Origin of the sequence: Acetobacter okinawensis JCM 25146, assembly GCF_000613865.1 — a bacterium.
Classification (GTDB): domain Bacteria; phylum Pseudomonadota; class Alphaproteobacteria; order Acetobacterales; family Acetobacteraceae; genus Acetobacter; species Acetobacter okinawensis.
In genome coordinates this window covers 1-927 of record NZ_BAJU01000119.1, presented here as the reverse complement: position 1 = coordinate 927, position 927 = coordinate 1, and the positions used below count along the sequence as shown (strand labels likewise).

1 pseudogene is annotated in these 927 nt (G+C 69.1%); it reads left to right on the top strand.

Annotated features, from left to right (window positions below):
• Positions 1-14: 14 nt before the first annotated feature.
• Positions 15-927 (top strand): annotated as a pseudogene (locus tag JCM25146_RS16025) (hypothetical protein); the annotation flags it as partial.

The following is a 927-nucleotide window of genomic DNA, read 5'->3' as shown; positions in this document are numbered from 1 at the left end:
CCGCAGTGCAGGATGTGGCCCGCTCGGACGGATTGCACGCCCAGCCCGTAACCGGCGTGCAGGCCGATACCCTGCCGCGTGTGGCTGATGTTGCACCAGCCCTGTTTTTGCCAGCCGACACTGGTGTGGGGCTGGCGGCGTTCTGGTCCGGGCCGGAGCTTATGGTGGTGGTGGACCACGCTTTGCCCGCCCTGTTCCACCTGCCTGCCCAGGGCGGGCTGTTTGACCGGCGCGAAAGCGTGGCCCTGAACGGCGCAACCCTGCTGCGGCTGTATCTGCCCGAGCACCCAGCCATTGTGGTGGAACGGCAGAAGGCGGGGTGGCTGCTGTGTGTGGCGGGTAAAGGTGCTCCGGGGCGGTGCAGCCCCCCGCACGACCTGCATGTGGCGCATATGCAGCCAGAGCCTGCCCGCATGCTGTTTGCCCAAAGCCAGCCGGGACGGGTGATTACCCTGCCCGACCCCGTGACAGGGGGCAGGTTGTTTGTGGCCACCACCCGGCAGGCCGAGCAGCCCCCACCACCGCATGCAGGCGTGGGGTATGCCGTGCGCCCGAGCGTGCTGGGGCTGGTGGTGGCTGCGGATTCGGCACAACTGCTCATGACCACCACCCCAGCAGGCCCGGTGCTGGAGGCACTGGCCGCCGAGCCCGTACCAGTGGGGCTGCCTGCTCCCCTCCCCAGTGCGTCTGTGCAGCAGGGGGAGGACTGGCTCTGGCTTGGCCTGCGGGACGCACCCGCCCCCCAGCTTTTGCAGGCATGGCGCAAGGCGCGTGACAGTCTGGGCACAGCGGGGGAAGACCCCGCAACACGTCTGGCAGGCCAGCCAGAGGCAGCAGTCATGAGTGTGTGGAGTGCGCGCATAGCCGCCGCACAGGCCGCTTTTGCCGCAGGCTACCCCCAGCAGGCATGGGCGCTGCTCCGTGACC